This is a genomic window from Weissella fangxianensis (genome assembly GCF_024718545.1).
GTDB classification, from domain to species: domain Bacteria; phylum Bacillota; class Bacilli; order Lactobacillales; family Lactobacillaceae; genus Weissella; species Weissella fangxianensis.
Window position 1 is genome coordinate 41,407 of the sequence record NZ_JAMXDB010000002.1, and the last position, 24,410, is coordinate 65,816.

Consider the following 24,410-nt stretch of genomic DNA (forward strand, 5'->3'; position numbering starts at 1 on the left):
TTGGTTGACTGCTTCGTAAGTTCTCACAGTTTAAGCGTTACAAAAACGCCCAATCACTAATTGTGTTGAGTTCAAACGATTATTATTATTGTTATTAATAAAATCAAACATTTGATGGTCTCTCCCCAATTAATGTACGTTTTTCTTTTTCGCTAGACAAATATTGACATGTTTTAAACAGCAAAACAATATCAATTATCATTGATTATTATTTTAAGCTTCGTCATACCATGAATAATGGTACATTTCACCGGCTGGCTTATCAACACGTTCATAAGTATGTGCACCGAAGTAATCACGCTGTGCTTGAATCAAGTTAGCTGGCAAAACTGCTGAACGATATGAATCATAATAAGCCACTGCCGCTGATAACGATGGCACTGGTACACCGGCTGCGGTTGCCAAAGCAATCACACGACGAGCAGATGCTTGATATGATTCCGCAATCTGCTTAAAGTAAGGTGCTAGCAACAAGTTATGTAATTCAGGCTTTTCATCATAAGCATCGGTAATGCGTTGCAAGAATTGGGCACGGATAATGGCACCAGCACGCCACAATTGTGCTAATTCACCAAATGGCAATGACCAATCATAATGGTCTGATGCCATGCGTAATTGGTCAAATCCCTGAGCATATGACATCACCTTACCAAAGTAAAGTGCCTTACGGATATCTTCAGTAGTAGCGGCAATGTCACCGTCAAACTCATAATCTGGACCAGCTAGCACATCAGCGGCAGCAACACGATCCGTCTTTAATGCTGAAATATAACGGGCATAAACTGATTCAGTTATCAATGATTGTGGTGCACCAACTTCCAAAGCTGATTGTGATGACCACTTACCAGTTCCTTTGTTACCAGCACGATCTAAAATCATATCAACCATTGGCTTACCAGATTCCAAATCATCATCACGTGTCAAAATATCAGCAGTAATGTCAATCAAATATGAATCTAGTTCACCCTTATTCCAGTCAGCAAATGTCTGAGCCAAATCATCTTTATTCAGCTTTAAGACACGCTTTAAGATATCATAAGATTCAGCGATAAGTTGCATGTCACCGTATTCAATACCATTGTGGACCATTTTGACATAATGACCGGCACCATTTGGGCCAATATACGTCACGGTTGGCTTACCATCTTCCGGCGCCTTAGCAGCAATTTCTTGCAAAACTGGCTCGACCAGATCGTACGCTTCACGTTGACCACCGGGCATCATTGATGGTCCCTGCAATGCACCTAGCTCACCACCAGAAACACCCATACCAATGAAGTTGATACCTGACTTCTCTAATTTATTAGAACGACGAATCGTATCCTCAAAGAAAGTATTACCACCATCGATCAGAATATCCCCCTTATCTAAGTATGTAACAACTCCTCAATGACCGCATCCGTTCCAGCACCGGCCTTTACCATCAATAAAATTCGGCGTGGCTTTTCTATCGATGCCACAAATTCTTTAATTGAATAACTAGGTACAAATCCTGAATCAGGATGCTTCTCAACCAAGTCATCCGTACGTCCAGATGTACGATTGTATAACGCCACTTTGTAACCGCGCGAAGCAACATTTAATGCTAAGTTGCGACCCATAACGGCAAGTCCAACGACTCCAAACTCTGCTGTTGTCATATTTATTATTTTCCCCCTATAATTGACAAAAAACATTCTATAGCTAATAGTATAACGCGAGAATCTTAAAAAAGCATTACTTTAATCCAGCGAACAATTTAGTCATGATAGATTGTTAATAATTGCGTTTTTACTTCCTCAGGCCCTGAAGTTGTTAAAAAACGGGCCATCGGTGTCATATCATGTCGATTTTTGAACGCCAACGGCTTGATTGCAACTAACATCACAACCAAATTATTCTCTGTCAAAAATAATTGTCCAGGTTCTTGCAACTTTCCTTTGGTATGTTTACCGATGCGCCAACTATGAAATGCATTCATATCTAGTTGCGTTTCTTTTGGTTTATATTGACCACTATTAGTTTGTGTCATTACCACGCCAACTAATTCCGCCGTTGGATATTTACTTGCCATGCCAACCTCCATCTATGTATTGCGTAGTACTTTCATTATAACAATTTGGCTTATTGCTATAAAAAAAGACTAACGTATATCTACGTTAGTCTTATGGTTCTATCGCTAAATAGATCAAATTACTTTGATTCTAATTCAGCTTTACCCTTAGCCCATTGTTGAATGTTAACAACTTCAGCTTCGCGAACTTTCTTTGAATAGTCATGTGAAACTGGACGACGACGGGCCCATGTGTTATATGGTGATCTAGTTGCCATAATTATTTCCTCCAATTTTGTTATCGATAACTGTTAAAGTATACCGATTTTTATACCGTTAGTCAACTATCAGTATTTACATGCCACCAATTTAAGCCAATAAATTTGATTTTTTAAGTATATCCTCTTATAATTAGTAAGCAATAATTGAAAAGAGGACTTAACATGGCTGAATTAACCGAAGAAATGAAACAAATGCTTAACGAACAGTTACCCTTTTTAGCTACTGCCGATGAAAACGGTATGCCTAAGGTCGGTCCTAAGGGATCACTCCATGTTCTGGACGATACTCACTTAGCCTACTTCGAGCATACCTTCCATCACGCATTCCATAACTTAACTGATAATGGTCGTGCCGCTGTTGCCGTTGCCGATCGTTCTGCACAAAAAGGCTTTCGTTTTGAAGGCCAAGTGCATATCCATGAAGACGATGACCTGGCTAAGGAAAAATTGCCAGATAGTCTATTTGAACGGTTTCCACGTGCTGCTTATGTCATCATTGATATTGAAAGTATTTTCAAATTAGATAACTCATTAGAAGCCGGTACCCAAATCTCTTAAAATCCGAAAAATTTTAACGATAAATATGCAAGTCGTCAATCTACCAACCAATTGGTAAGATTAGCGGCTTTTTTATAATCCTTCAAAAAAAGCCATCACCAATTAATTATTTCGTTATACTGATAATAACAGAACATACATATACCTATAAAGAAAGTAGAGTCGAAGATAGATGATAAAAGAACAGCAATTATTTTCTCAATGCAAGGTATACCATGTTGATGAAATGACCCCTGACGACCGTGTCAACCTAGTTAACCAACACGGTATTCCTAATGAATTGATCGACTATGCGATTGACCCTTATGAAAGTGCTCGTATGGAGTTCGATGCCATTAATCACTATCATTTAATGATATTTGATATTGTGACACCCACTTCAAACCGAGCGACTACTGAGCCTGTGGGATTGCTATACAAGACCGACCAGTCTATCCTGTACATATTCACCCGTAAAGAAACTGACTACGCCATTAATCAGCTGTCCAAATTATCCCAAAAAGCATACACCCAACCGATTGATATCATCCTAAATCTGACAGAATCATTATCTAGCGAATTTATGAAAGCAATCTTAACCATTAATCGTAAACGCTTATCTATCCAAAGCACGATTAAGTCAACAAAACCAACCCAACCCGCCATTAATCAGCTAATGTCACTACAAACCGACTTGATTTATTTGATTAATTCGTTACAGACAGATAATGTGCTTCTAAAAACATTACAAACACACGATCGTCAGCAATTAAATACCAGACAATTGGAACGTATTGATGACGTTCAAGTTGAGCTGCAGCAAGCATTAGATACAGGAAAACTATCACAGGAAGTAACCAAAAGTGTTGCTAACGCCTTTGACAATGTTGCGAATGCAAACTTGAATTGGACAATGAAACTACTGACTGTGTCATCAATCGTCCTCACCGTACCCACGATTGTTTCAGGTTTTTTTGGACAAAACGTGGCGCTGCCTTTTACCCATGAATCAAGTGGTTGGTTATATACCGTGGTTATTACAATCATTTTAATGATTATTATTACATTAATTCTATGGCGGTTCGGATTTTTTAAAAAATGAACAGACAATATACTGATGTATGGAAAATGGTTTGGGGCAAATCAATTGTTCCAAACCATTTTTGTGCTAAAAATAGATTAATTATAGGCAACTTTCTGTACAATACCTTCATGAGATTCAGCAGGTAGATTAACCATCCAAGCACGCGGATCTTTTTCTTGAATGTTTTTCATTAAACTATGCATCAAGCCAACCGGAATTTGATGAACTAGCACATAATCACCCACTTGATGCGCATCATAGTTACTAAATAATTGGTGATAGTTAATGGTTGATCGCAATAAATAATCACTTTTCGTTAAGTTAGCTTGAAAAGTTAATTGTCGTTTAAAGCCACGTTTTAAACGGACTCGATGTTGCACAATATCTAAAATATCTTGAATAATAGCATTGGCAGTTGGTAACTGCCCTGCTCCCTGTCCGATAAAATTCAAATCACCGATTGTTTAGCCATGCAGGGTAATCAAATTATAGTTTTCATGCGTATTTGCTTCAAACGTATGGCTAGGATACAGGGTGGGCTCAACCACATAGTCAAAAGCATCCCCTATTTAACGACTCTTACCCATTAATTTCACTGTATATCCCTGACGAGCAAAGGCACTAATATCTGCTGCTGTAATATTTCGAATACCAAAGACGGGCAAATCCTGGCTCGGTGACACAAAACAATCATAAGCAATGTCGCAACTTATGCATAGTTTATTGGCAATGTCCCAACCATCAACATCCGCACTGGGATCAGCTTCAGCATAACCAAGTTCTTGCGCTTGACCAAGTACATCTGCAAATGCAGCCCCACTTTGCGCCATACGGTCCAGAATAAAATTACTTGTGCCATTGAAAATGCCCTGGATGTGGTCAATATCATCAACACGTGCAGCACGTTCTATTTCTGAAATCCAAGGTGTACCGCCACCCACACTTGATTCAAAATAAAAATTAACCTGATTTTCAGCAGCAACTTTAGTAAATTCTTCTAAATAACAAGCAATCACCGCCTTATTCGCCGTAATAACATGTTTATGATGTCGTAACGCCGCTAAAATATACTGATGCGCCGGCTCTAAACCGCCTAAAACCTCAACAACCACCTCAACCTCTGGATCATTAATAATTTCATCAAAACTGGCAGTTGCTTCTGCCAATTGATCTTTTTTATTTTCTCTCACAAAAACATACTTTACATGGAGATTTTCGGTTAGGCGATGCACCTGATTAATCATGTTAAATACGCCCGTCCCAACTGTACCAAATCCTAAAATTGCAATATTCAAACTAACCCACCTCCAAAATATGTTTATTTTATATAAACACTTGTCTTTTTATGATGAACAGATTATCATGATAAATACTAAAAGGCAAGGAGTGATATCAAATGAAAAGAAGATTTGTTAGTACTAGAGGTCGCCAACAACCAGTCTCAGCTAAAACGGCTGTGAAGCAAGGGCTGGCTATTGATCATGGTTTATTCGTTGACCCCAACCTCGGTCAGAAAAAAATCGATTTAACTGAACTATTACCATTAGATTATCAAACCCTTGCACAAAACATTTTGCATCTTTTATTGCCAGATTTTACGCAAGCCGAGCTTACGCAAGCTGTTCACAACGCCTACTATCAAAATTTTAATGCCACTAAAATCACACCTTTACATACAATCAACGACTGCCATATTTTAGAACTTTGGCATGGTCCAACCAGTGCCTTCAAGGATATTGGATTACAACTACTACCTCATCTCATGCAGCTGGCCTTAGAGAACAATGAACATAGTCTCATATTGACCGCCACAAGCGGCGATACTGGCAAGGCAGCCTTAGAAGGTTTTAAAAACATCAATAACATTGGCATTGCTGTTTTTTATCCAGAAGGTGGCGTGAGTGATATTCAAGAAAAACAAATGCTGACGACTGCTGGCGGAAATACTAGCATTGCTGCTATCACTGGTAATTTTGATGACGCTCAAAGTCACGTCAAAGAAATTTTTAACAATGAAGCATTTAAAGAAACACTAGCAAGTGACCTGCATCTTTCTAGTGCAAATTCCATCAATATCGGTCGCTTAGCACCACAAGTCGTCTACTATTTTTCTGCCTATCAACAATTAGTCAAACAAGGAAAAATAGCACTGGGCGATTTCGTCAACTTCACGGTTCCTACTGGCAATTTTGGTGATGTTTTGGCTGGTTATTACGCAAAATTACTAGGCTTGCCAATTAAAAAACTCATTGTAGCGGCCAATGCTAATAATGTATTAACAGATTTCTTCAAAACTGGTATTTATGATCGGCAACGGCCTTTCTTACATACAGTTGCACCAAGTATGGACATCCAAGTATCTAGCAATTTAGAACGTTTGCTATATTACGAGTCAGGATTAGATAGTGCTTATATTGATCAACTAATGAGTCAACTAGAAACAAATGGCCATTATCAAGTTTCAGATGAACTTTTGCAAAATTTGCAACGAGACTTCGCCTGCGGATTCAGTAGTGACCACGATATCCAAACAGCAATCAAAGAGGTTTATGAAGAGCAAGGCTATTTAATGGATCCGCACACAGCTGCTGGCTATCATGTGATGCGTGATTACCAACAACATGACCAAACGCCAATGGTTTTACTATCAACAGCCAGTCCCTATAAGTTTGTCGAAACAACCGCACCAGCTGTTTTGCCAAATGTTGATGGTGCCGATAGTAGTTTCGCTTTAATACAACGACTAGCAGACTATACAAATACACCAGTTCCAGACAATCTTGCCCACCTGCATGATTTACCAATACGTCATAAAAATATTTTGTCTCCTGAAAAAATGCAAGCATACGTTAAAACACAAGCGGAGGTAATTTTTAATGTTCAAAATCAAAGTACCCGCTACTAGCGCAAATATTGGCGTTGGTTTTGACTGCATGGGGCTAGCAGTTTCCATGTATTCAGAATTCTATTTTGAAGCCAGTAATCAACCACTAGAAATCAGCGGTTGCGATGTTGCCTATCAAAATAGTCATAATTTAGTCTATCGAGCATTTCTAAAAGGCTGTGAATTTCTCCAAAAACCAACGCCCAATCTCAAAATAACCATTGCTAGTCAAGTCCCGGTCGCTCGCGGATTAGGCAGTTCTGCCGTTTGTATTGTCGCCGGTCTCAAAGCTGCCAGTATCTGGTTTGATAATGCTATTTCAACAACTAATCTACTAAAACTAGCTGTTGAAATGGAAGGTCACCCCGACAATGTGACCCCGTCGATTTATGGTGGCCTATGTGTATCGTTTGTAGATGAGCAGAAGCAACCTGTAGTCGCACAATACACGATTTCTGATGAACTAAAATTTGTCGCCCTCGTACCAAATTATCCCATCAGTACGCATGATGCACGCGTTGTTCTACCAACAACCATGAATTACGCAACCGCTATTCATCAGGTCAGCCGTTGCACCATGATGACCCACGCATTAGAAACTGGGGATGCTGACTTGTTACAGCGCACATGTCAGGATCTCATTCATGAACCTTATCGTGCAAAATTAATTCCAGAATATCAACAGGCCAAACAACTTGCTGAAAGCGACTATGGTACGATGTATATTAGTGGTAGTGGCTCAACTTTGATGGCAATTATGCCTAACCTGCAAGCCGCTCATGACCTAGTGGTTCACGCCCAAGAGATGTTTCCACAGTGGGAAATTTCACCAGTTCAAATTGATAAAAACGGTGTACAAAGTGAGGTAATAAATCGTGGAGAAGTATTATATCGTTGACAGTTCAATCTTGCCGGACTCTTTTGGCAAAGTTATTGAAGCACGCCAACTACTAGAAAAAGGCGTTGTGACACAAGTCAGTGAAGCAGTCAAAAGAGTTGGTATCAGTCGAGGAACATTTTATAAATACAAAGATTTAGTCTTTTTACCTGACGAAAACATCGGTCACCGTAAAGCGATTATCTCGTTCCTACTAGAAGATAAGAGTGGCTTATTAGCTCAGGTGTTGCAAATAACTTCAGCGTCTGGCGCAAGTGTGCTAACGATTAACCAAAACGTCCCTATTCACGATGTCGCCAGTATTGTTATTTCACTAGATATCAACCAAATGACCCAAACTTTAACGGCATTAATGCAAGAAATTCAAACAATTTCTGGCGCCAGTAATGTTCATTTAGTCGCTATGGAATAACTAATAAAAAGCTACAAGCGTAACAAAGTTCATGACAGTTAAAAAGAGGTTGAGACTTTTTTGTCCCAACCTCTTTTGTACTTAGCGTGTATTAATTATCACCATGTAATTTTTACAGGATAAACGTATGAAAAATGCCTGTTTTCACTAGCCACGTGCTAGGATTTTCTTTAAGAAGTGATAGATGGCATATTTTGGTCCGTTAATTGGACGAACAAAAGACCCAACCTTTTCTTCGGCATGACCAGAAAATCCTTGTTTAAATCCTAGGACACCATCAGAACCATCAAACACACCCGAAATACCATAGAAATTATAATGTGGAATTTGGCGCTTTAATGCTTGTTCAAAGGCATATTCTTGGACAGCATATGGTCCGTAGAATTTTTTATACTCATCATAAGTGCCTGAGTACAAATAAATCATTTCATTAGCCGTAGCTAAGAACAATGCACCAGCAATGGTGACAACATCTTTACCAGCTCGCTCATGCGCCATCTTTGCTTGTGTAATCCGCTTTTCATGTTGCTTATGTTGATCAGCATACTCTGCACGTTGCCGCTTTAACTTTTTATAGTTAGGTTTTTCAGCAATTCTTGCATCGAGATTAGCGACAGCTTCAGCTAAATGATCACGTGCTTGTTGCTGACCCTTAATGTATGCTGGAAAATTCATTTCTGCAAAAACAAAATAGGCATCATCACCATACTCATCAAAAACTGTTTGATAAAAATCTAAGTCCTTATCATGATAGTTTAAGCGATTTGCTGTGTCTTGTGTTAATGCTTTGAAATCAGGTAAGTCAGCCTTACTTAACCGTCGCACCTGAATACCAAATTGATCTGTCTTCTTCAGATAGTACTTACCATCTTTCGCTAATGATGACCGCAAAGCCTTTTTGGTATCTTGTGCTTCCAAAATTGGTTGCAGTGACTTTACATATTGCCATGAAGGTGAAGAATTGGTTGTCCACCCCTTCGTAGCTGGCGTATGATCAAAACCAATTCGTGTCAAAGCATCAATAACTGTGCTCTCCGTATCACCAATTTGCTGGCCGTCATCATCAAATCGACGATAAATTGCATTCGGCATGATTCGCAAAAACAAGCCGTGACGTTCTTTTGCAAATGCCATCACACCTTCAACAAAATCTTTTACCAAGTCTTGGTTACTAAAGTCAATTAGCATCCCGCCATCAATTTGGAACAGATTACCCATTCGTACAGGAATCCATCCCAACACGGCGGCTGCGACTACTTGGTTATCTTCAACCAAACCAACCAGGCTTGTTTGCCAGCCACGACGAGCCAATAAGCGCGCTTGTGCTGCTGTTTGTAAATAGCTACCAGCAGGGTGTGCTTGTGCAAATGACTCAAATTGTTCTTCTGTTAATTCTTTAAATGAACGTGTCATAGTTAACCCATTTCCTTATCTTATTTTCTATTACTTTGAATTATACGCTATCCATCTTAAATTTTGGAAAATAACTGAACAATATCGTTTTCCACACCCAAGTGAACTTAACTGTCATTAAGTGACCGTCGCCATCATGCAGTTTTCGATATGTTTAGCGAAAAATTTGTTCTATTTTATATTAAATTAGACCGTACCAGTGGAAAAAGACAGAATAATCCCACCCTTTTCCACCTTTTATCCACAGAAAATGCAAGTTTTGCACAGATTTTTCCACAGAGTTAATCAAAAAAAGTTGACCTCAATTACTGAGATCAACTTTATCCTAATAGCACGATTACTTTAAATGCAATTTCTTTGCTATCCAAACGGCACGTGGACCTAAGATAGCTTCGCCGACGTGTGTCTTCAGTACGGCAATACCATAAATGGTGGCACCAATAATACCAGCGATTGTTAAATTCAATAGCTGGAATAACTTAGTGTCTGGTATAAATAGTCCCAATGTATAAGAGACCGGTGCAACGACAGCGTACATCACCAAACTCCAGAATAAGATAATCATAAACGTATTATTAAACGATGCCCAATCAATATGATATAGACTTGATAGGTGATGAATAGCCACAACCATACCGACCAAGAAGGCAATCGTTGTTGATACAAGTGGTCCCATACCTTGCAACCAAATCGTTAATGGTATTTGCAAAATAATTTTAATGATAAATATAAGGACAAGTAATTTAACTGTATAACGCAATCTACCCAATCCTTGATAAATGGCTAATATCACCATATACAAGCTTAAGAAAATAGCAGAATAACTAGCGAATTGCAAAATCAAGGTACCATTCGTCAAATCCGACGTCCGGTAGAACAGAATATAAAGTGGACGTGCAATTGCAACCATCCCCAAAACTGCTGGTACCATAACAAACGCTAGCAACTTTAAAGCAAATTGGATTTGACGGCCAATATTTTCTAAATTACCAAGCTCTCTTGCACGTGCCAACATTGGTAAGGCAGTTTCTGCCATCCCAACGGCTAGCGACACAACCAACATGACTAACTTATTAGAATTAAAAGCAAACTGAGCATACATCGCCTGCATTGCGTCATTCGAAATATTCGTAAACGCCCTGATAATTCTAAAGAACGTATATTGATCAAACACTTGAACTAGCGAAATCGCCGAACCAGCAAAAATAACAGGTACCGATTGCCGAGCCATTTTTATCAAGACAGCACGAGCATCAAAATTTTGCGTTTTAACAGAATGTCGACGTTGTTCTGCAAAGAACCCACGGCGCATAACGATACCTAGTAACAATACTAGAATACCAGCCAAAGCTCCCCAAAAGGCAGCAAATGTTGACTGAACCGTTGCATCGACCCAATCACCATGATGACCAACCATAATCCAATAGGTTAGGGCCAGCATATAGATAACACGCACTAATTGTTCAATAAATTGCGACCACGCTGACAGCCCCATAAATTCAAATCCCTGCACGTATCCTCGTAACATCGACAGGATTGGGATAATAACTACCGCAGCTGACAAAGCGTGAATGACTCGTACGACATTTGGATCACCTTGAGATAACACGCCGGCCAACAAGTAAAGGACGGCCCCGACAACAACCCCTAAAACGGCTCCTAAATTGATAGCCTGTCGAAAGACATGCCGAACAGCATCATACTGCTTGGAGGCACTGTACTCTGCGACTAATCGAGCTAACACATTCGGTAATCCGGCTGTCGATATTAATAAGGCGACACTGTATATTTGGTATCCTTGTGAGAACAACGAATTGGCAAGGTTATAATAAACATTCCCGATCATCGCAATCCACGGAATAATATATAAGGCCCCTAATAATCGAGATGTTAGGTTACCAATAGTCATCCAAGCTGAACCACGTAACATACGCGATTTAGCAGCCGTCTCCGTTTCTTCAGGTTGACCATCTGACGTATCCACTTCACTCGTAGTTACTTCTTGCTTAGGTTTAGGGTCCGCAAGCGGCTTTTTTTCGGTATCCGCGACCGTATCAGTCGTCGCTGCTGGTATATTTGTTTTTGGAGCAACCGTATCTGGGACTTCATGCACCTTAAATGTTGACACACCATTCGGCCGTACTTTGACTTCTGTCACTTGCTGATCAGAAATAATGTCATCTTCTGCCACCGTATCTTCAGCAGATGTTTCGTCTTCGCGCTCTTCAAAGATTTCATCAATCTTTTTACCGTTAAGTAATTGATTTAATTCTTCAAAACTAATGTCACGCCGAAACGGCGACGTTGACGAGCCTTTTTTTGATTGGGGTGATTTATCGTCAGCCATGTTACTTCCCCTTCCTAATATTTCGATGACGCTACACAGACTCGAACTGTGATCTAAGACTTAGGAGGTCCTTGTTCTATCCTGTTGAACTATAGCGCCAATGACAACCTAGTAATCTATTATACACAAGAAAACCCATTGTTTGTAGATGTTTTTCTACAAATAATGGGTTGACGACCAATCAATTAGTGTTGACCATTGTTTTAAAAACGGCACCGTCGCAAATATTTCCGCCCACTCTAACGACTTTTTGCTAACGTTTTAGGCAGTTCAACATACTAAACGGCCGTCTCTACAAAAATGTTATAAAAAGTAGAGGCTGAAACAAAAATGTTCCAGCCTCCGCGTACTCAGAATAAAAAGCATCTAAGCATTACTTATTTTAATTGTATTAATTCGTACACTTCGCTACTGTTATATTACAAAATTAATCAACTTACCAGGCACAACGATAACCTTCTTAGGCTCTGCACCATCTAGTTGCTTTTGGACATTTTCATTTTGCTTGGCAGCATCAGTAATGGCATCACGATCAGCATCCGCAGCAACGGTAACATGACCACGTAGCTTACCATTTACTTGAAGAATCAGTTCAACTTCATCAGCAACTAATGCTGACTCATCATAAGTTGGCCATTCTGCGTATGCAATTGATTCATCCGCATGTAAATAGCTCCACAACTCTTCAGTCATATGAGGTGCAATTGGGTTAAGCAATTTGATAAAGCCTTCAACATATGCCACTGGCAAACTATCTTGCTTATATGCCTCATTAACAAAGATCATCATTTGAGAAACTGCTGTATTAAAGTGCAAGCCCTCATAATCTTCAGTGACCTTCTTAACGGTCTCATTATAGACTTTATCTAACTTATGTTCGTTAATTGTCGTAATGTGATCCCGTAGCTTATCATTATCATCAATGAACAAACGCCATACACGATCAAGCCAACGCCGTGATCCAGCTAGGCCATCTTCGGACCAAGCAATTGATTGATCCAAAGGTCCCATAAACATTTCGTACAAACGCAATGTATCGGCACCATATTCTTCGACCACATCATCAGGGTTAACAACATTACCCTTTGACTTTGACATCTTCTCATGGTTTTCACCAAGAATCATACCTTGGTTAGCCAACTTTTGGAAAGGTTCCTTAGTGTGCACAACACCTAGATCGTACAATACCTTATGCCAGAAGCGTGCATACAACAAATGTAGCACAGCGTGTTCGGCACCACCAATATACAAGTCGACGTTCTGCCAGTATGCTTCTGCTTCTGGTGAAACAATTTGTTGTTCATTGTTTGGATCCATGTAACGTAGGTAATACCATGATGAACCGGCCCATTGTGGCATCGTGTTTGTCTCACGCTTACCCTTACGACCATTTTCATCAACAACATTGACCCAGTCTTCTACGTTAACCAATGGTGATTCACCAGTACCAGAAGGCATAATATTATCGACATCTGGCAAAAGCAATGGTAGTTCTGACTCGGGAACTAATGTTTGCTCACCATCTTCCCAATGAATAACTGGAATTGGCTCACCCCAGTAACGTTGGCGAGAAAAGATCCAGTCACGTAGACGATAATTGACCTTCTTTTGACCAGCATCATGCTCTTCCAGCCAATCAATCATCTTCGTGATAGCTTCTTCCTTACCCATGCCATCTAGGAAACCTGAATTAATGTGCTTACCATCCCCTGTGTAAGCTTCTTTAGTAACATCGCCACCTTCGATAACTGGACGAATAGGCAAATCATATTTCTTAGCAAAATCATAGTCACGTGCATCATGAGCAGCAACTGCCATAATTGCACCAGTTCCATATGAAGATAAGACATAGTCACCAATCCAGATAGGTAATGCTTCACCATTAACAGGGTTGATTGCATACGCACCAGTGAAGACACCGGCTTTATCTTTATTCAAATCTGTACGTTCCAAATCTGACTTAGAAGCAATTTCCTTCTTAAAGGCGTCAACAGCAACCTGCTGGTCTGCACTAACAATCGAATCAACTAATTTGTGCTCAGGTGCCAATACAAGATACGTTGCACCAAACAAAGTGTCAGCACGTGTGGTAAAGACTTCGATTTCATCATCAAAGTCCTGCACTTTAAATGTAACTGATGCCCCAACAGAACGTCCAATCCAGTAACGTTGTTGTTCTTTAATTGCATCTGGCCAATCTACATCGTCCAAGTCATCAAGCAAACGATCCGCATATGCAGTAATCTTTAATGCCCATTGACGCATTGGCACACGATAAACTGGATAACCACCACGTTCAGTCTTACCATCAATGATTTCCTCATTTGAAACAACTGTTCCACCATTATAATCCGGTGCCCAGTTGACCATGATTTCATCTTCATAAGCAAGTCCTTTTTTGTACAATTGCTCAAAAATCCATTGCGTCCACTTATAATATTTTGGATCGGTCGTGTTCACTTCACGTGACCAATCATATGACAAGCCAAGTGATTTCATTTGGTGACGGAATGTTTTAACATTCTTAGCTGTCACTGCCCTTGGATCTTCACCAGTTTTAATGGCGTACTCCTCAGTTGGCAAACCAAAAGCATCAAATCCCATCGGATGTAAGACATTATAGCCTTGCATACGCTTCATACGTGACACAATGTCTGTTGCAGTATAACCTTCTGGGTGTCCAACGTGTAACCCTTGGCCAGAAGGAAATGGAAACATGTCCATTGCAAAATACTTTTCCTTATCAGAAACATTTGATGTTTTAAATGTCTGATGTTCATCCCAAAAATGTTGCCATTTTTTCTCTACTAATTTGTGTTGATATGCCATGATTGATAACCTCACTTTAATAATCTTACTTTATCAAAAAAAGACCGAGCTTTCAATATTCATCAAGGATTAAACCAATCAATTATTATTCATATTTTCGGAACATTTTGTGCTAAACTAATTAAATGAGAAATGATTGAGAAGGAGGGATTCAAATGAGGCGTCTAAGAAAATTTGATTATCTACAAATAGTTGCTGCTTTCACTGGATTAGTCATTTTTATCGTCATGGCAATTGGCTATGTATACCACCTTGGTTATATTGACTGGTTAGATCAATTTGGGTTCCACTACCTTCGTGAACCACTGACCCCAGAAAGATCTTGGTTTTTTCGCAATATTACACGTGCCGGAAACACCAAATGGACAGCGCTCGTCATGGTAGTCACTGCAATTATTGCCTTGTTGATTCGTAAGTTAGACGTGGCTATATTTATGATTGTTAATGTTGGTGTCTTTGGTTTAGGCGTCATGTCATTATTTAAGCATCTATTTCACCGACCACGACCAGCGATTTACCACGTTATTGAACAATCAGGTTATTCATTCCCATCAGGACATGCCTTGAATGCTATCTTGCTATATGGTTCATTGATTGTTTTAGTACACTATTACCTAAAATCTGAAGATAATATCCGTTACGCCTTTATGACCTTATTTGCTGGGTTAGTTATCGCTATCCCTGTTAGCCGTGTTTATTTGGGTGTACACTATTTTTCAGATGTTCTAGCCGGTTTTGGTTTAGGAACTTTCTTATTAATCATGTCTAAAGAAATAATTTTTAAATATCGCACACGAGAGGTTTTCGAAAATGCGCTCAATTCAAAATCTAGTACAAATATCCCTTAATGAATATCTAACACCCGGGGATGTAGCAATTGATGCAACCATTCGTCACGGTGATATCACCCGCTTCTTAGCTAGTCGAGTTGGTGATACTGGTAAAGTGCTAGCTTTTTCAGACTTAAAGTCTGAAATCGATGATGTCGCAGCTTCCTTATTTTTAAGTGGCTTAAATGAACGTGTCGACCTAATTAGCAAGGGATTTACTGATATTCCTGCTTATTTGGACCCAACTGAGCCCATTGGCGCAGCTATCTTTCAATTAGATGAACAAAGTATCGCGGCCAATGTTCAAACCATTATTAAGTCACTACTAATGGTTCTAAAAACAGATGGTTTGCTATGCTTACTTAGTGAGGATAACGATTCATTATTAGCTATTAAAAGTTATCTAGCAAAATTACCTGACACTTCATATAGCGTTTCTTATTATCAAGACGTCTTAACGCAAAGTAGTGCCTTGGTCGTGCAACGCCATTAATTGTTGGAGAAGCCGAGACAAAATCAACAAGAAAAGCGGTTGGAACATCAAAAAATGTTCCAACCGCTTTTTCTAATTATTTGGTTCAAAAACGGTGACTACTTCAACATGGGCTGTTTGTGGGAATTGATCCAGTGGCTGAACATCCCCTTTTATGTGGAAGCCTTGGTCAATCAAGTACCTAGCATCTCGGGCCATTGTGGCTGGATTGCACGATACGTAAACAAAACGGTCAGGGCGCATTTCAGTCACTGCATCAAGCAATTCATTGGTCAAACCACGGCGAGGTGGATCAACAAAAATAACATTAGCATGCAAGCCTTCTTGTTGCCACCTATGCATCTGCTCAGGCGCGTCTGCCGTAATAAAGGTGGCATTTTCCACCTGATTATTTGCCACATTCTTCTGCGCATCAATGACTGCCCGTTCAATAACTTCAACACCGAGTACTTGCTTTACCTGGCTAGCAACTGTTAACCCAATCGTCCCAATGCCGGAATAGGCATCAATAACCGTATCGGTTGGTTTTAATTCGGCCTTTTTAGCCGCTAAAGCATATAACACTTCCGTTGTTTGTGGATTTACTTGATAAAACGAATTTGGTCCAATTTCAAATTCAATGCCAAGCAACGTATCATGAATGGCGTCTGCACCCCATAGCGTCCGATTATCACCCGACATCAACAAATGTAACGCTCTGGGATTGTGATTCAAAACAACACTACGAATACCTGGCACAACAGCCGCAATTTCAGTGGCGATTGCAGCTTCATCCTTAATAGTTGCTGTTTGTGAAACCAAAACAACCATTAATTCATGACTATAGTAGCCGCGACGAACCATAATATAGCGCATCTCACCTTGTTGGGTTTCATCACTGAATACAGATACATGGTGTGCAGTTAAAATATCACGGACTGTCCCAATTGTTTGATCGATCACCGGATCATTAACATAATAGTCACTCAAAGGCAAAATTTCCCCAGGTGTCCGTCGTTTAATGAAACCCGTAACCAACTTATCCCCGTCACGTTTAATAGGTACAACCGTTTTATTACGATAGTGAGTTGGGTTCTCCATGCCAATTGTTGGCGCAATGTTCGCCTCAATGCCTGCTGATCGATAGAATTTTTCTACCTGAAACTGCTTTAACTTTAATTGTGCCTCATAGCGCAAATTAATATAGGGTGCAATCCCGACATCTAGTAGATAATCTTTACCCGTCTCCACACGATCTGGTGATGGATTTACGACCGCAATCACTTCTGCGCGGGCAAACTTTCGGTTAACTTGTGTGATTTCAAAAGTGACCGTTTCATCAAGAAATGCATTGGCCATGTGAATAGGATAATCATCCAACATCACAACGCCAAACCCATTGTAGCGAACATCGATCACCTGCCCCGTCAGTTTTTGTCCCAAACGTACAGGCATGATTATATGGCTCATTTTATTTCTCTCATTATCTTTAGCATTCTTTTTCCTATTATACTAGTTTATTGGTTGTAGGCAATTAATCAATTGGACAACCAATTAGGCGGCAAAGTTGTTGCACCATCCAAATCATACTTGGCAATGCCACACTAACACCAATCAACCATTTAAAAAAACGCATATCCGCCACGATTGTTTTTAGCCCCACCTTAACTTCAGCCATATCCAATTTTAATTCTTGAACATCCTGTTTTAAGTCACTAACATCTCGTTTTAGATAACGTACATCCACCTGTAACTCGGTCACACTAACTTTTAAAACCTGGACATCGTTTTTTAAATCAGAAATTTCATGATTGTAATGTACACTATCATGCTTTAAAGATGCCACATCTTGTTGTAAATGTTTAAAATCATCATCTTTGAATGACATAAAATCATCTACGGTCATTAAATTATGAACTTCCAAATCCGCTGTAGCCATGTTTTTCCCTCGTTTCGTGACTAGTAAAATTTATTGTACCAAAATATTTGCACGACCATAGACGCACTTTTATATGTAGAAAAAAAGTTGCGTTAGTCAACAGACCCACGCAACAAATAATTAATTATTCAAAAATAGTTTCATCACGCTCAACAAACCACATTAAGCAGATAAAAATGACAATGGCAATAGCCATGACTGTCGTCTGCAAAAACCAACTATCTAACTGGGCGAACAACACACCATAAGCCCAAGGTGCTCCAGCAGCAATTAAGTAGCCACCCGTTTGTGCCATACCAGATAGTGCGGAACTTTCCAGAGGATTACGTGTTCTAATAGCATATGAAGTTACCATATAAACAAACACAGCTGTTCCTCCCAAGCCAATAAAGCTCGTCACGATCAGCCACCAAATCAAGCCAGCTTGCGTATTATACATCATGATGATAGCAATCAACCATAGACTGGTTGCCCCAGTCATAAAGTGAACACGTTGCTTATAATTAGCTCGCTCTAAAAAGCTAGGTACCCACATTGACGCTGGAATACCAATCAATGACATCACACCGATTACCCAACCGGCTTGTGTCGCTGTCAATCCGGTGTGTTGCGCAACTGTTGGTACCCAAGCGATACTTGTATAGAAAACTGCCGATTGAATACCAGCCATAACTAACATTGCCCAAGCATACTTATTGCGCCATGGGTGAACTTGATTAGCCTTATTCTCAGATTGTTGCGTACGTTTCTTAGCGGATGAATCAACATTCACATACATGTGCAATATCCAAGTGATAACAACTAACAAAACAATCACAGAAAGGAACACAACTAACATCTGCCAGCTAAACGTTTTAGTAACTGGTACTGCGATAATTTGGAAAATCGCCGTCATTAAAGTCATGGTTGTACTATACAATGACGTATAAGTCCCAATTTTATTAGGCGTAAATTTAACCAATGTTGCTGGTAGCAGCACATTAATATAAGCAATACCAATCCCTACCAAAATCGTTCCAATAAATAACATTGAGGCGCTGGCAACACGTAAAAGTGAACCCAAAAGCACTAGCAATAGTGCTCCTAAGAAGGTCTTTTCTATCCCAAAACGACGAGTCATATAGCTCGTGGTTGGTGAAAAAATTGCAAACGTTAATAACGGCAAAGTTGTTAGAATACCGAGTTGACTGACTGGTAGTCCAAATGAATGTGCAACATTGTCAATCACGACCGGTATTGTGGTAAATGTTGCTCGCATCACAACACCTAATAACACAATACTCAGTGTAAATACCCACTTTTTTCTCATCTCATTCTCCTTCAAATAAATTCCACTCCCAACCATATAACAAAATAAGAAAAATAAAAAGAGAGCGCGTAAAAAAAGTCGTTTTGAGGCCTCGGACTTTTGGAACGCGTTTATGCTATAAAATTTACAGGCTGATAATCAACACATTTTTCATACAAAAAAGAGGCAGACAATTGTTTTGTCCACCCCTTCGACAGTTATCATAACTGACTTAATGATTTATATTTGGAAATAGTTGCTTACTTTGTTGCAAATTCAGCAAATTGTGCACCAACGCCAGCCAAGAATTTTTTCGTATCTTCGTTAGTAATCTTACCATCTTCATTAGCAAGCGACATCGTGTTACCAATGAACAATTCAGGTTGGTGCATGATCTTCATGTCCAAGAAGTCCAATGAGTTACGCAATACATGGTGAGCAGCGACACCAGCGATACCAGAAATTGATTGTGAAGCTGGCAATACTGGCTTACCTGCCCAAACACTTTGTCCCCATGGACGAGAAGCAACGTCCAATGCATTCTTCAATGCTGCTGGAACACTACGGTTGTGTTCTGGCGTTACCATAATAAATGCATCTTGTGCCTTTACGGCTTCACGGAATTCAGTATACTCAGCAGGAGAAGCTTCATCGTAATCTTGGTTATACAAAGGCAACTTGGCAATATCCAAGTATGTCACTTCAGCGTCTGCAGGCAAGCCGGCAACCAAAGCTTCGGCAACACCTAATGAGTATGAGTTCTTACGAATTGATCCAACAATTACACCATATTTTGTCATGTTATTAACACTCCTTAAATTTATTCATTATGTACAACTTATAACTCGTTACCACTATCTTAACTTACTTTTTAAAAGTTGTGAATACTTATTTTTTATAAGTGATACAAAAAAGCCAGAACATTTTATCTGTTCCAGCTTCATTATTTGAAAATTAATTTTCTTTAGTTAAGTCAATCAAAATCTTGGCTTGTGACTTGTCTGTTGACAAACGATCAAATCCTTTTTCAACAACATCATCCAAACCAATGATATCTGTAATAACTGGCTCAACATTAATCTGGCCTGAACTAACTAGGTCAACAGTTTGTTGGAAGGTCTCACGTGAGTATGCAATGGTTGAAGTCAACTTAACACCAGCGTTCATTAATTGCATTGGATCAAATGAGATTGGGTGAGCAAAGATTGAAACAATCACTGCTGTTCCACGGGCCTTTGTCACATCGATTGCTTGCTCAAAGGTAGGTTGTACACCGGCAACTTCAAATGAAACGTCTGCGCCTCCACCCAAAATTTCACGAACAGTTGCAACCGCATCGTCAACTTCACTAGGGTTCACAACATCAGTTGCTCCCATGGCCAATGCCTTTTCCAAACGAACAGCTGATAAATCAACCGCAACAATCTTAGTTGCACCAGCAGCCTTAGCAGCAGCAGCAACTAACACACCAATTGGTCCAGCACCAAAGATGGCAACCTTCTCACCGAACTTCAAGCCACCCTCTTTAACAGCTTGTACAGCAACAGCAGTTGGCTCAATAGTCGCAGCCAACTTTAGTGGGAACTCTTCTGGTAATGCATATAAGTTTCCTTCTGGCACATTAACATGCGCAGCGAAACCACCATTACAGCTCAAACCAATAAAGCTATAACCATCATAAACATCAACGTCGTCTGGTGATTCCCCATGTGTAACCGTTGGATTAACTGAAACATGATCACCGACTTTATAGTTTTTAACATCCTTACCAACTGACTCAATGACGCCTGAGAATTCATGTCCCATGGTAATTGGTGCTTCACCACCAGTTAATTCGTCAACCTTATCAACCGGAATAAATACAGGACCCTCTAAGTATTCATGCAAATCACTACCACAGATTCCTGCATATGCCACACGAATAACGACTTCATCATCTTTTGCTGGTTTCAAGTCTACATCTTCAACACGAATATCCTTTACACCATGCCATACTGCTGCCTTCATGTTAATACCCCCAAAAACATAAATTATAAAAATAAATACTAAAATCATCATTTCATGAAATCCGTATCTCATGAACAACTACATTTTATTCTCTAATTTCAAATGGTGCAATAGGGTCAGTTGCCAAAAAGTGGGACAATTAAAGTCCTGTTTTCAGGAAACGCTGATATGACAACAATAATAGTGAAATTTGTAACATGAAAACCCTTACATCATAAAATCATAATTTTTGCAAGTATTTACTATTGTTTACAAAATCACAATAAAGACATTATGCCTTGACTTTTAATGCTGTAATAATCTCTTTTTCCATCTTCTCAGGTTTAGTAATTGGTGCATAGCGATGAATGAGTTGCCCATCGCGACCAACCAAAAACTTAGTGTAGTTCCACTTTACAGGACCATTCCCTGACATATCTTTTAAATACGTAAACAATCCATCTTCATCGTCACCATTAACCAGCACACGCTTGGTCATGGGGAATGTCACACCATAATGTACTTGGCAATAATCACTCGTTTCTTCATCCGTATCTAGTTCTTGCTTAAATTGATTTGATGGTAAGCCTAACACAACCAAGCCATCATCCTGATATTTTTTATAAAGAGATTCTAACCCTTCGAGTTGTGGGGCTAATCCACATTTGCTGGCTGTATTAACAATGATCACCACTTTACCAGCGTAATCTTTTAAGTTAATTTCTTTACCGTTCATTTCCGTTTCCGCAAAATCATAAATTGATGCCATCGTACCCTTCTTTCTAAAAATAAAAGCATTAAACATATCACTCACACAATGCCATGTACAAGTACATTTACTATTTAGGTAATCTTTTTATAACAAAACTTTCTTATAAGTATTATTATAAACCTATAAGGTTAACATTGACTAAAAGTAAGCACTAAGAAATACAAAACCATGTCAATTAGTCATGAATAATCGTTAATAGCGAACCCATTGGATCAATAATATTAATTTGGTCATTAGTATTTTCCCTTAATCCTGGCATGTTATTAGAACGTGTTGCTAATAATGAAAAATACTTTTTGTCAACAATAACCTGCCAACTAAAAATGCCCGCCTCGTTAAGATGACGAAGCTCACTATGCTGACTTTGCCACAAGTTAACGGCATGATGGTGATGATAATGATTATTTGAATAAAAGCTAGCACTAGGTCGCATATCAGTAACTAAATCCATTTGTAGAAAATCTAAAAAGAAATGATCAGCTACGTCTAAGTTATTGCCCATAAAATGAAGATGACCAATCTTCATGCCTACAGGAAATCCTGTCCATTCGTGCTCTTTCTTGCTCAGCAATGCATCTGCATCTACCTCACTGGTTCCCATCGTCACCTGACCGTCTGTCCACTGCCAACCTTTTGGATCTCGATCATGATAAAGCTCAATACCATTGCCTTCAAAATCATTAATATATAATGCCTCACTAACTGTATGATCACCTGCCCCAACTGGAATCTGTAATGTTAGTAAGCGATACAATAGTGACGCTAATTCTGCTGCATTTGGAAACAATAAGGCAACGTGGTATAACCCTGTTTGGGCAACGCTTTGTGCTTTACCATTTAATAACATCGTTAGAAATGGTGCTTCGCCTTTTCGAAACGCATAACCGATATGTTTATCATCTGATGAAACATCTACCAACCCTAAAACTTTTTCATAAAAAACACGTGTCCGCTCTTCATCCACAACACGCATCGTTAAATGTTGAATATCATATCTTGTTGTTTCCATTTTTTCATTTCTCTTTCTTTATTTTTGTTTACTAAAAGTAAGTGTATCATAAATATTCACATAATAGCTATGTTTATCCGAACGCAGCAAAAAGGAGGTTGGGACAAAACAACGTTCCCAACCTCCTTTTTTGCTAAAAATGTATTAATTATAAGGCTATAAATTTTATAGCATAAACGCGTTTATTAAGATTCAGATACTGTTACATCGTCATCAAAAGTAATGTTTGCTTGTGATTCTGACGTTGCTGATGAATCATCCGCTTTTTCACTCACAATACTAGCAAAATTATTCTGCAAATCAGCATTCTGTGTTTTCGTTAATTCTAAGTCGTCACCATCTGCTGTCTCAGTTGCATAAACGACCCCTTGCCCATCATGTATCACAAAGAAATATGACGTGGGTTTATCTGAACCCTGTCGAGATCCAGTAGCAACTGCCACGACTTGATAATCCGCTTTTTTATCAGCCTTAGCTGACCAAGTAAATTTCACATCTTCATTATCAAGTTTTATATGTCCATCAAGCTTGCCTTCTTTTAGCGCGTCAGGGAACTTGTATGCCAAATGTTTTGGTGTATCACCATTATAGGTCCCGACAAATGTCTGACCTACCGCATTCTGCCAGACACCCATGTAATCAGCTAATTTCTTTGTCTGATCCTCTGACCATTGCGCGGCCACCTTTTCTGAGTCTTTCTTCTGCTTGCTACTTGATTTTTCCTTTTCACTATCATCCTTTTTGGCAGTAGCTTTCTGTGATGACTTTGTAGCCGCATCATCAGACTTACTCGTATCCTTTTTGGTCGTTTCAGTACCAATCTGTGCATTTTGCTGGTTATGTTTAACCACGACAACCCCACCACCTATCAATACAATCAATACAACAACAACTGCAATGATCATATCGTAATTACGCTTTGGTCGCTGACTAACTGCTGGCTGAATTTCTTGATCATCATTTGGATGAAGCACTTCTGGAATGACCTGATCTGCAGGCTCTTCACCTGGCATGTTAGTGACTGATTCTTCTTTATCAGTCACTGTCTCATCCAATTCACCCGTCTTTACTGATAGATTTTCAGCCACATCTTCGTCAGTAGCTGGTGTCTCATCTACAACTGAATCAGTCGTATCTTCACTAACTGAGGCCTTGTCATCAACCTTCGTCGCTTCTTGATGTTCACCTGTTGACTGTTCATCTGCTTGAATTCTTTCTCGTAGATGTTTAGTCATATCATTATATTCTTCTTCGGTAATAGCACCAGCTTCCAACAAGTCTTGGTACTGGCGTAATCTTTCTTTATCGGTCATCGTTTAAATCCTCCAATAACCTAATGACGTTTATTTCTTCTTACCATTATCCCATATAATAGGGAACTCATGTAAATTTTCTTT

20 protein-coding genes, 1 tRNA gene and 2 pseudogenes are annotated in these 24,410 nt (G+C 39.3%); 7 read left to right on the forward strand and 16 right to left on the reverse strand.

Annotated features, from left to right (window positions below; all coding sequences use genetic code 11):
- Positions 1-213 precede the first annotated feature (213 nt).
- The 3 genes and pseudogenes from gndA to NGR58_RS01050 form a co-directional block, all read right to left on the reverse strand.
- A pseudogene (gene gndA / locus NGR58_RS01040) lies at positions 214-1,640 on the reverse strand (NADP-dependent phosphogluconate dehydrogenase).
- 98 nt (positions 1,641-1,738) lie between these two features.
- Entirely contained in the window at positions 1,739-2,053 is a 315-nt protein-coding gene (locus NGR58_RS01045) for a DUF7671 family protein (protein ID WP_258087878.1), read from the reverse strand.
- A gap of 119 nt (positions 2,054-2,172) precedes the next feature.
- The gene (locus NGR58_RS01050) at positions 2,173-2,310 is read right to left on the reverse strand and encodes a hypothetical protein (protein ID WP_165845925.1); all 138 of its coding nucleotides are present in this window, start codon (positions 2,308-2,310) and stop codon (positions 2,173-2,175) included.
- Positions 2,311-2,475: 165 nt separating this feature from the next.
- Between NGR58_RS01050 and NGR58_RS01055 the strand changes: the two genes are divergently transcribed.
- Both NGR58_RS01055 and NGR58_RS01060 read left to right on the forward strand, forming a co-directional pair.
- Positions 2,476-2,871, forward strand: coding sequence for a pyridoxamine 5'-phosphate oxidase family protein (locus tag NGR58_RS01055; RefSeq protein ID WP_075268965.1), 396 nt, complete (start codon positions 2,476-2,478; stop codon positions 2,869-2,871).
- A gap of 172 nt (positions 2,872-3,043) precedes the next feature.
- The gene (locus NGR58_RS01060) at positions 3,044-3,952 is read left to right on the forward strand and encodes a magnesium transporter CorA family protein (RefSeq protein WP_258087879.1); all 909 of its coding nucleotides are present in this window, start codon (positions 3,044-3,046) and stop codon (positions 3,950-3,952) included.
- Between the two features lie 77 nt (positions 3,953-4,029).
- Here the strand turns inward: NGR58_RS01060 and NGR58_RS10260 are convergent.
- Positions 4,030-5,229, reverse strand: a pseudogene (locus tag NGR58_RS10260) (homoserine dehydrogenase).
- Positions 5,230-5,330: 101 nt separating this feature from the next.
- Here NGR58_RS10260 and thrC point away from each other — a divergent pair.
- Genes thrC through NGR58_RS01080 form a run of 3 tightly spaced genes read left to right on the forward strand, consistent with a single transcriptional unit; the run spans position 5,331 to position 8,128 of the window.
- Positions 5,331-6,839, forward strand: coding sequence for a threonine synthase (gene thrC, locus NGR58_RS01070; RefSeq protein WP_258087880.1), 1,509 nt, complete (start codon positions 5,331-5,333; stop codon positions 6,837-6,839).
- Positions 6,811-7,716: a homoserine kinase gene (gene thrB / locus NGR58_RS01075; RefSeq protein WP_258087881.1), complete on the forward strand. Its 906-nt coding sequence runs from the start codon at positions 6,811-6,813 to the stop codon at positions 7,714-7,716. The genes thrC and thrB overlap by 29 nt, the downstream gene beginning before the upstream one ends.
- Complete coding sequence (locus NGR58_RS01080) at positions 7,694-8,128, forward strand: ACT domain-containing protein (RefSeq protein ID WP_258087882.1); 435 nt, start codon at positions 7,694-7,696, stop codon at positions 8,126-8,128. The genes thrB and NGR58_RS01080 overlap by 23 nt, the downstream gene beginning before the upstream one ends.
- Positions 8,129-8,275: 147 nt before the next feature.
- Here NGR58_RS01080 and NGR58_RS01085 read toward each other — a convergent pair whose 3' ends face one another.
- From NGR58_RS01085 to leuS, 4 genes are all read right to left on the reverse strand, one after another.
- Positions 8,276-9,541 carry an aminoacyltransferase gene (locus NGR58_RS01085; RefSeq protein ID WP_258087883.1) on the reverse strand — a complete coding sequence of 422 codons (1,266 nt, stop codon included), beginning with the start codon at positions 9,539-9,541 and terminating at the stop codon, positions 8,276-8,278.
- 337 nt (positions 9,542-9,878) lie between these two features.
- On the reverse strand, positions 9,879-11,888 hold the full coding sequence (locus NGR58_RS01090) for a putative polysaccharide biosynthesis protein (RefSeq protein WP_258087884.1): 2,010 nt from the start codon (positions 11,886-11,888) through the stop codon (positions 9,879-9,881).
- Between the two features lie 26 nt (positions 11,889-11,914).
- Positions 11,915-11,987: transfer RNA gene (locus NGR58_RS01095), tRNA-Arg, on the reverse strand.
- Positions 11,988-12,302: 315 nt separating this feature from the next.
- Positions 12,303-14,717, reverse strand: a complete 2,415-nt coding sequence (gene leuS / locus NGR58_RS01100) for a leucine--tRNA ligase (protein ID WP_258087885.1) — start codon at positions 14,715-14,717, stop codon at positions 12,303-12,305.
- 155 nt (positions 14,718-14,872) lie between these two features.
- Between leuS and NGR58_RS01105 the strand changes: the two genes are divergently transcribed.
- The gene (locus tag NGR58_RS01105; protein ID WP_258087886.1) at positions 14,873-15,565 is read left to right on the forward strand and encodes a phosphatase PAP2 family protein; all 693 of its coding nucleotides are present in this window, start codon (positions 14,873-14,875) and stop codon (positions 15,563-15,565) included.
- Entirely contained in the window at positions 15,528-16,040 is a 513-nt protein-coding gene (locus NGR58_RS01110; RefSeq protein ID WP_258087887.1) for an rRNA methyltransferase, read from the forward strand. The genes NGR58_RS01105 and NGR58_RS01110 overlap by 38 nt, the downstream gene beginning before the upstream one ends.
- 72 nt (positions 16,041-16,112) lie before the next feature.
- On the opposite strand, the gene rlmD is transcribed toward NGR58_RS01110, so the two are convergent.
- The 8 genes from rlmD to NGR58_RS01150 form a co-directional block, all read right to left on the reverse strand.
- Positions 16,113-17,489, reverse strand: a complete 1,377-nt coding sequence (gene rlmD / locus NGR58_RS01115) for a 23S rRNA (uracil(1939)-C(5))-methyltransferase RlmD (protein ID WP_258087888.1) — start codon at positions 17,487-17,489, stop codon at positions 16,113-16,115.
- Between the two features lie 64 nt (positions 17,490-17,553).
- On the reverse strand, positions 17,554-17,958 hold the full coding sequence (locus NGR58_RS01120) for a coiled-coil domain-containing protein (RefSeq protein WP_258087889.1): 405 nt from the start codon (positions 17,956-17,958) through the stop codon (positions 17,554-17,556).
- Positions 17,959-18,082: 124 nt separating this feature from the next.
- Complete coding sequence (locus NGR58_RS01125; protein WP_258087890.1) at positions 18,083-19,267, reverse strand: MFS transporter; 1,185 nt, start codon at positions 19,265-19,267, stop codon at positions 18,083-18,085.
- A gap of 239 nt (positions 19,268-19,506) precedes the next feature.
- Complete coding sequence (locus NGR58_RS01130; RefSeq protein ID WP_258087891.1) at positions 19,507-20,046, reverse strand: NADPH-dependent FMN reductase; 540 nt, start codon at positions 20,044-20,046, stop codon at positions 19,507-19,509.
- A gap of 154 nt (positions 20,047-20,200) precedes the next feature.
- Positions 20,201-21,253, reverse strand: coding sequence for a 2,3-butanediol dehydrogenase (locus tag NGR58_RS01135; protein ID WP_258087892.1), 1,053 nt, complete (start codon positions 21,251-21,253; stop codon positions 20,201-20,203).
- A 271-nt stretch (positions 21,254-21,524) separates the two neighbouring features.
- Positions 21,525-22,001 carry a glutathione peroxidase gene (locus NGR58_RS01140; protein ID WP_258087893.1) on the reverse strand — a complete coding sequence of 159 codons (477 nt, stop codon included), beginning with the start codon at positions 21,999-22,001 and terminating at the stop codon, positions 21,525-21,527.
- A 178-nt stretch (positions 22,002-22,179) separates the two neighbouring features.
- On the reverse strand, positions 22,180-23,013 hold the full coding sequence (locus tag NGR58_RS01145; protein ID WP_258087894.1) for a VOC family protein: 834 nt from the start codon (positions 23,011-23,013) through the stop codon (positions 22,180-22,182).
- 185 nt (positions 23,014-23,198) lie between these two features.
- Positions 23,199-24,326 (reverse strand): DUF4767 domain-containing protein, encoded by a 1,128-nt coding sequence (locus NGR58_RS01150; RefSeq protein ID WP_258087895.1) that lies wholly within the window; start codon positions 24,324-24,326, stop codon positions 23,199-23,201.
- Positions 24,327-24,410 lie beyond the last annotated feature (84 nt).

Bases quoted from the DNA above. Each gene is read 5' to 3' on its own strand.
- NGR58_RS01120 (WP_258087889.1), bottom strand. From the start codon at position 17,958: ATGGCTACAGCGGATTTGGAAGTTCATAATTTAATGACCGTAGATGAT.
- NGR58_RS01085 (WP_258087883.1), bottom strand. From the start codon at position 9,541: ATGACACGTTCATTTAAAGAATTAACAGAAGAACAATTTGAGTCATTT.
- NGR58_RS01145 (WP_258087894.1), bottom strand. From the start codon at position 23,013: ATGGAAACAACAAGATATGATATTCAACATTTAACGATGCGTGTTGTG.
- NGR58_RS01050 (WP_165845925.1), bottom strand. From the start codon at position 2,310: ATGGCAACTAGATCACCATATAACACATGGGCCCGTCGTCGTCCAGTT.
- thrC (WP_258087880.1), top strand. From the start codon at position 5,331: ATGAAAAGAAGATTTGTTAGTACTAGAGGTCGCCAACAACCAGTCTCA.
- NGR58_RS01150 (WP_258087895.1), bottom strand. From the start codon at position 24,326: ATGACCGATAAAGAAAGATTACGCCAGTACCAAGACTTGTTGGAAGCT.
- NGR58_RS01105 (WP_258087886.1), top strand. From the start codon at position 14,873: ATGAGGCGTCTAAGAAAATTTGATTATCTACAAATAGTTGCTGCTTTC.
- thrB (WP_258087881.1), top strand. From the start codon at position 6,811: ATGTTCAAAATCAAAGTACCCGCTACTAGCGCAAATATTGGCGTTGGT.
- NGR58_RS01135 (WP_258087892.1), bottom strand. From the start codon at position 21,253: ATGAAGGCAGCAGTATGGCATGGTGTAAAGGATATTCGTGTTGAAGAT.
- NGR58_RS01045 (WP_258087878.1), bottom strand. From the start codon at position 2,053: ATGGCAAGTAAATATCCAACGGCGGAATTAGTTGGCGTGGTAATGACA.
- NGR58_RS01140 (WP_258087893.1), bottom strand. From the start codon at position 22,001: ATGGCATCAATTTATGATTTTGCGGAAACGGAAATGAACGGTAAAGAA.
- leuS (WP_258087885.1), bottom strand. From the start codon at position 14,717: ATGGCATATCAACACAAATTAGTAGAGAAAAAATGGCAACATTTTTGG.
- rlmD (WP_258087888.1), bottom strand. From the start codon at position 17,489: ATGAGCCATATAATCATGCCTGTACGTTTGGGACAAAAACTGACGGGG.
- NGR58_RS01090 (WP_258087884.1), bottom strand. From the start codon at position 11,888: ATGGCTGACGATAAATCACCCCAATCAAAAAAAGGCTCGTCAACGTCG.
- NGR58_RS01110 (WP_258087887.1), top strand. From the start codon at position 15,528: ATGCGCTCAATTCAAAATCTAGTACAAATATCCCTTAATGAATATCTA.
- NGR58_RS01060 (WP_258087879.1), top strand. From the start codon at position 3,044: ATGATAAAAGAACAGCAATTATTTTCTCAATGCAAGGTATACCATGTT.
- NGR58_RS01130 (WP_258087891.1), bottom strand. From the start codon at position 20,046: ATGACAAAATATGGTGTAATTGTTGGATCAATTCGTAAGAACTCATAC.
- NGR58_RS01055 (WP_075268965.1), top strand. From the start codon at position 2,476: ATGGCTGAATTAACCGAAGAAATGAAACAAATGCTTAACGAACAGTTA.
- NGR58_RS01125 (WP_258087890.1), bottom strand. From the start codon at position 19,267: ATGAGAAAAAAGTGGGTATTTACACTGAGTATTGTGTTATTAGGTGTT.